We start from the raw sequence: 6,307 nt of genomic DNA, 5'->3' as shown, positions 1-6,307 counted from the left end.
GTGCGCCCGGAGCCTGTACTCGACAAGGGAACCGGTGCGTAGCACCGGCAAGTGCTCAGCCCGGAGACCCAAACCCGGTCCCTGAACGGCGTCTTCACAGAGACTCTCTTCCCCAGCCTGCAAGCTCTAAAACGATTGCCCATAAAAAAGGCCCCCCAAAAAAGGGAGGCCATTTTTTCAAACAAGCCGAGCTTTACTCCGCCTTGCTGGCAGTCTTTTTAGCAGCTGTTTTCTTGGCAGCCGTCTTCTTGGCCGCTGCTTTCTTCACTGCAGTCTTTTTAGCCGCCGCTTTAGTCGCTGTTTTCTTGGCGGCCGTTTTGCGCCCTGGCTTCTCTGGACGCGGCTCGAACTCAAAGCCGATCTTGCCGTCTGCTTGGCGTACCAGGAAGGCCTTGAACTTGCGGTTGGTACGCGAGGACACGAAACCATCCAGCAAGTCCGTCTTGCCTTCGCCCAGCAACTTGGCCATCTGCTCGCGGGTAATTTCCTGCTGCAAGATCACCTTGCCGCTACGGAAGTCGCAGCTCTTGGAGGGGCCCACAGACTTCTCGCACAGGTAACGCAAGCCGTGCTCAAAGACGGAAGACTGGCACTTGGGGCAGGGGCCGACCGGGGTCTGGCCGCTGAAATCCAGGGCTTCGTCATCATCGTCGTCGTTCTGGCCGAAGTCGAACTCCAGTTTGTACTCGTCGGTAATGCGCAAAAGTGCCGCAAAGGGACGACCCATCTTGCTGATGAAACCAGGCAGTGGGCCCAGTTCTTTCTTGGCCAACAGCTCTTCAACTTCAGGCAGCTCAAAGGTGCGACCACCTGGATGCTTGCCGATAGAGAAATCGCAAGCCGTGCAGGCATAACGACGGTAATTTTCTTTGACCACGCCACCACATTTAGGGCATGGCGTCTGCAAGGTCGCGTAATCGCCCGGAACTGTGTCGCGCTCGTATTCTTTAGCGCGTTTGACGATAACTTGCGTCATCTGCGCGATTTCACGCATGAACACGTCTCGGTCCAGCTGACGTTGCTCGATCTGCTTGAGCTGGTGCTCCCACTCGCCAGTCAGTTCGGGCGAAGTCAGTTCGCTAACGCCCAGACCGGACAATAAAGTCATCAGCTGACGTGCCTTGGCGCTAGGAACCAGTTCGCGGCCTTCACGACGCAGATAGGCTTCGTTCAGCAGACCTTCAATAATGGCAGCGCGAGTGGCTGGCGTACCCAGACCACGCTCGGACATGGCTTCGCGCAGGGCTTCATCGTCAACCAGCTTGCCAGCGCTTTCCATGGCCGACAACAAGGTCGCTTCCGTAAAGCGTGCGGGCGGCTTGGTGGCCAGCGCTTTGGTATTCACATCTTCGGTGCGAACCTTCTCGCCATCGGCAACGGGCACCAGGGACGCATCTTCACCTTGAGCATCGCGGCCATAAATAGCCAGCCAGCCCGGTTTGACCAGCACTTTGCCTTCGGTCTTGAAGTGGTGACCGGATACCTGCGTGATACGCGTGGTGACGCGGAACTCCGCGGCTGGGAAGAACACGGCCAGGAAGCGACGGCTGATCAGCTCGTAAATCTTGTGCTCGGCATCGCTCAGCTCCCGAGGCACCTGCAAGGTGGGGATGATGGCAAAGTGATCCGAAACCTTTTTATTGTCGAAAATCCGACGGTTGGGCTTGACCCACTTCTGCTCAACCACTTCCTGCGCAAACGGCTGTACCGAAGCGCTGGCTGGCGTGCCGCTGTCAGCCAGCGCACGCATGGTTTCTTGCACCGTACTTATATAGTCTTCGGGCAGATAGCGCGAATCGGTACGCGGGTAAGTCAGCGCCTTGTGGCGTTCGTACAGCGTCTGCGCCAAGGACAAGGTGGTCTTGGCGGAGAAGCCGAAGCGCGAGTTGGCTTCGCGTTGCAGCGAGGTCAAATCAAACAAGGCGGGCGACATCTGCGTGCTGGGCTTGGATTCCTCGGTGACCACACCGGGCTGCTCGCGGCAGGCGGCCACAATGGTTTGGGCAGCGGTCAGGGACCACAGACGCGAGTCTTTCTTCTCGGGGTCGTGCTCGTCTTTGACGAACTTAGGATCGAACCAGCGGCCGGTGTACAGGCCAGCAGCGGCAATAAAGTCCGCATGGACTTCCCAGTAATCGCGCGACACGAACTGGCGAATGCGGTTCTCGCGCTCGTTCACGATAGCCAGCGTGGGGGTTTGCACACGGCCCACGGGAGTCTTGAAAAAGCCGCCATCCTTGCTGTTGAAGGCCGTCATGGCACGGGTGCCATTAATGCCTACCAGCCAGTCCGCTTCAGCGCGCGAACGGGCCGCCGCTTCCAGCGGTTTCATGTCTTCATCGTCACGCAGGTTTTCAAATGCTTCACGGATAGCCGATTGTGTCATCGAACGTAACCAAAGCCTTTGCACCGGCTTTTTCGCCCCGGCGTACTGCATAATGTAGCGAAAAATCAGCTCACCCTCGCGCCCCGCGTCACAGGCATTAATAACAGCGGTGACATCTTTTCGTTTGATCAGCTTGACCAGCAGTTTCAAGCGCTCAGTCGATTTCTTGTCCGTCGGGTTGAGCTCAAACTGAGGGGGAATAACAGGTAGATGTGTGAAGCTCCACTTGCCGCGGACCGGATCATTAGGGGCCACCAGGCCCAGCAGATGGCCGATGCTGGAGGCCAGCACATAGCGATCGCTTTCAAAATAATCACCTTCTCGAGTGAAACCGCCCAATGCCCGCGAGATATCTACGGCGACTGAAGGTTTCTCGGCAATGATTAGTGTTTTATCCATATGATTCCAGTGACAGCAACTGCGCTGCAATGCGCGAAATGATACGAGGTGCTTATCCCTCTATGCAAGTTATGAGACCTGACAAGACTAACGTATGGCCAACTGACTGGCGAGTGTTTCTGACAAAACTGGCCTGGGGGTTGGCCGTTTTGCTGCTCGCCAGTGGTCTGGTGACCTGGATTGCGGCCAATTGGGAAAACTGGGGGCACGTAGCCAAATTTGCCCTGGCTCAAGGCGCCGTGCTGGTTTCTGCAGGGCTGGCCTTGCTGTTTCGCCGACGTTCCGGCGGCTGGGGGCATGATCTGGGAGTGCCTGCTGCGTTGACCGGCCTGGCCGCCGTGGCCACGGGCGGTTTGCTGGCGCTGATTGGCCAGACTTATCAGACTGGCGCAGACCCTTGGCAGCTTTTCGCATTGTGGACTGTGCTGATCATACCTTGGGTATTCACAGTGCGCAGTGTCTTTCTGTCGGTGCTGTGGCTGGTACTGATCAATACCGCCTTGTCCTTATGGATAGATGTTGCCCGCTTAGGCTGGTTTGGGCGCAGCTACACCACGCAGACCTTGCTGGCTCTGGCAGTCAATGCGCTGTTGTTGCTGGCAGCCGAAACCATCTGGCGTGCGCGTCATGACCCGTGGCGCATCGTGCCGCGGGTCGCAGCGATTGCGGTGGGCTTTTTCATCGGTGCCCAGGTCATGGAAGGCAACTTCCTGCTGGGACTGGTTCTGTTCCTGGTGCTGTACGGTATTTATCACTACCGCCGCCCGGATTTGCTGATCATGTCCTTGGCCTCGTTCGGCGCGTATGGTTCCTTGAGCATGCTGATTATCGAGTATGCAGCTGATGCGTTCCTGCTGATCGTGGTGGTGATTGTGGGCCTGGGCCTGGGCTTGCTGCGCTTCCTGCAGCAACAGGTCGTCCAGTGGCGACGGACTCATGGTCGTGAAGCGGCCGCAACTCAAGCATCGGTGAACGCAGCAATGACAGCTAGTCCGGCTGCCTCAACAGCAGAGAACCTGGCCAACGCACAGGCTAGTGTTCAAGCTGACGCTCAGGACAGTGACGAGCATCACCCCTGGTATCTGCGCGTGATCAAGCTGTTCCTATACCTGCTGTTACCGCTGATTATTCTGCTGTACCTGGCTGTTTCTCTGGACTTGAGTCTGGAAGCGCTGGGTGTACTGGGAGGCATCATGGCTCTGGTGTCCCCCCTGCTGTTTGCCAAGGCCCATACGGTATCCAGCCGGGATCTGGTCGGTGGCTGGGTGGCGTGCGCGGTGCTCTTGCTAAGCGTGCCGGTTGTGGACATGCGCTACCCCTGGCCACATGAAGTCAGCGCCATGATAGCCGTTGTGATAAGCACCTTGCTGTACAGGCTGGCCAAAGGACAGTTCGTATTGCGCATGTTGCTGGTGATTTGGGCACTGGCCGCGATCGAGTTTCTGATGATCGAGCGCCTGTTTGATCGCTGGACCATGATGCCTTATTGGGTGCTGGAAATGCCTGCGGCATTCATGTTCTTTGCTGCCTTGTTGTTAGGACATCTTTATTTGCGTGGTGAGCGCAAGCCGCATTTCTGGCTGCCTTTGTTCTGGTCCTTGCTGCTTGCTTCCCAGATTCATCTTGTTTCGGCGGGCACGCTGTTTTATTCCATGCCCTTCTGGGACGAGTCGCGGCCTTACCTGACCGTGGCTGGCTTTCTGCTGGCGATGGCTCCTTTGGCGATACTGGCATTTTATTGGCGCGGCTGGCGTGACCAGCCTGTGGTCTATGGCATTGCCTTGCTGGGGATGGCTGCCTTGTGCGCGGTCTGGACCCCCTATCCGCCGGTGGCCCTGGCCTTGAGCTGGATTCTGGTGGCTTATGCCTGGCGCTATCTCAGTTTGTTGGCCGTGGCCGTGGCAATGGGCCTGTTCTGCCTCTGGCGTCTGTACTACATCCTGAATATCAGCTTGTTGGATAAGGCCGAACTGTTGCTGGCAACCGGAGTGGGATGTCTGGTCTTTGCCTATTTGGGTCAGTTGAGCCGCAAGAAGACAGGGGCGGTAGCCGCGCCGCAGCAGGCCCCCAAAGGTATGGTTGCCAGCGTTCTGTTGGGGACGGTGCTGGTGCTGGGCGTGGCCAACGTGGCTATCGTGCAAAAGGAACGTATCTTGAGCGATGGTCAGACGGTGTTGCTGGAGCTGGCTCCGGTGGATCCCCGTTCGCTGATGCAGGGTGACTATATGTCCTTGAACTTTGCCCTCTCGCAGAACCTGTCTGCCCTGTCCTGGGGCTTGCCCAAGGACGTGCTTGCCAAGATGGACGCTCAGCAGTGGGTGGTTGTGGCTGTGCAGCTGGATGCGAACAAGGTGGCGCAGCTCAAGGGTGTTTATCTGGAGCGGGACGGCCAGGAGCGTCTGTGGACCGAAGAAGGCCCTGTGGCTGAGCCTTCCGATGTGATGCGCTTGCGTATGCGTCGTCACCGCAGTAACTGGACGCCTGGAACAGATGCCTGGTTCTTCGCTGAAGGCTCGGCAGATCGCTTCGATGCCGCCCGTTATGGTGAGTTTGCGGTGGTCGAGGGTGGACAAAGCCTGCTGCGCGCGATGCTGGACAAGGACAGAAAGGAAATCAAGTGAATCTGACCTGATCAGTTGCGCTCAATAGCCTGTAGCCGGATTGCCTCTATCTAATAAAGTCGATCCGGCTTTTTCGTATCTGGGACTTGTTTCTATAGAGGTGGCCAAGCCAGAGCCAGTCAGCAGCAAGCCTAAACAAAAAGGCCCGAGTCCGATGTAGCGTCGGATTCGGGCCTTGGTTTTTTGTGTTGAAGGACCCTCTTTATCGGGGCCGTTTCCTGAACAAAAAATAGGTTCCTGTGTATCAGCTTAGTGGGACTGACGGGTGGAGTCGTCGCTGAGCAGCTCTTCAAAGATCAGGTGATCAATTTCGGCTTCGTGGCTCCACAAAACCATCAGGGCGACAATTTTTATTTTGTCCAACGAGACCGGGCTTTCGTCCACCGTCATGGCGCTTTCAATCAGAATTTCGCGCAGGTGGGCGGTAAGAGCGCCGGAATTTTGCAAAAAGGTGATGAAACCCATCGCGTCAGCACCCAGCACATTCTGTTCGTGCTCAGAAAAAATACGCTGACTGTTGGGACTGAGTTGAGCCGTAGGCTGACACTGTTGCGAGGTCTCGCCCAGTGCATGTAACCAGCCCAGTGCGTCGTTGATGTCCTCGTCTTCAAAGCCAATAGCGGCCAATTTGTGGGCCAGAACCTCCGCCTTGGGACAGGACTGGGGGTTGTAATACGTCTCGAATAGATAAACCAGGATATCAAACATGGGTATAAGGTTGCCGTCCTAAGTGATTAAAAAAACTGCGTGATTTCGGTAACCAGTGACCAAACTTTACGCTGATTTGCGGTAGGGGGCAAATGGGGTGTTCAGGGGAAGGATGAGTCTTGCCTTGTGCATCCGGGCGGCTTTTCGCCGGGTTTTGCTCTGGCAGACGCCCTTGGCGGCAGGGCGTCTTTAT

At 56.8% G+C, this 6,307-nt stretch carries 3 protein-coding genes; 1 reads left to right on the top strand and 2 read right to left on the bottom strand.

Going from position 1 to position 6,307, the window contains the following annotated elements; all coding sequences use genetic code 11:
• Positions 1–193: 193 nt before the first annotated feature.
• Positions 194–2,785, bottom strand: a complete 2,592-nt coding sequence (locus Q9R35_RS16780; RefSeq protein WP_197314168.1) for a DNA topoisomerase III — start codon at positions 2,783–2,785, stop codon at positions 194–196.
• A gap of 113 nt (positions 2,786–2,898) precedes the next feature.
• Here Q9R35_RS16780 and Q9R35_RS16775 point away from each other — a divergent pair, with 113 nt between their 5' ends.
• Entirely contained in the window at positions 2,899–5,406 is a 2,508-nt protein-coding gene (locus Q9R35_RS16775) for a GDYXXLXY domain-containing protein (protein WP_311220151.1), read from the top strand.
• A 249-nt stretch (positions 5,407–5,655) separates the two neighbouring features.
• Here the strand turns inward: Q9R35_RS16775 and Q9R35_RS16770 are convergent, their stop codons facing one another.
• Positions 5,656–6,114, bottom strand: a complete 459-nt coding sequence (locus Q9R35_RS16770) for a DUF494 family protein (protein WP_042484796.1) — start codon at positions 6,112–6,114, stop codon at positions 5,656–5,658.
• Positions 6,115–6,307 lie beyond the last annotated feature (193 nt).

Source organism: Alcaligenes sp. AB3, from assembly GCF_031844565.1.
GTDB lineage: Bacteria > Pseudomonadota > Gammaproteobacteria > Burkholderiales > Burkholderiaceae_B > Alcaligenes > Alcaligenes faecalis.
Note: the sequence above shows the minus strand (reverse complement) of the source record. Positions and strands in the feature narration are given on the sequence as shown.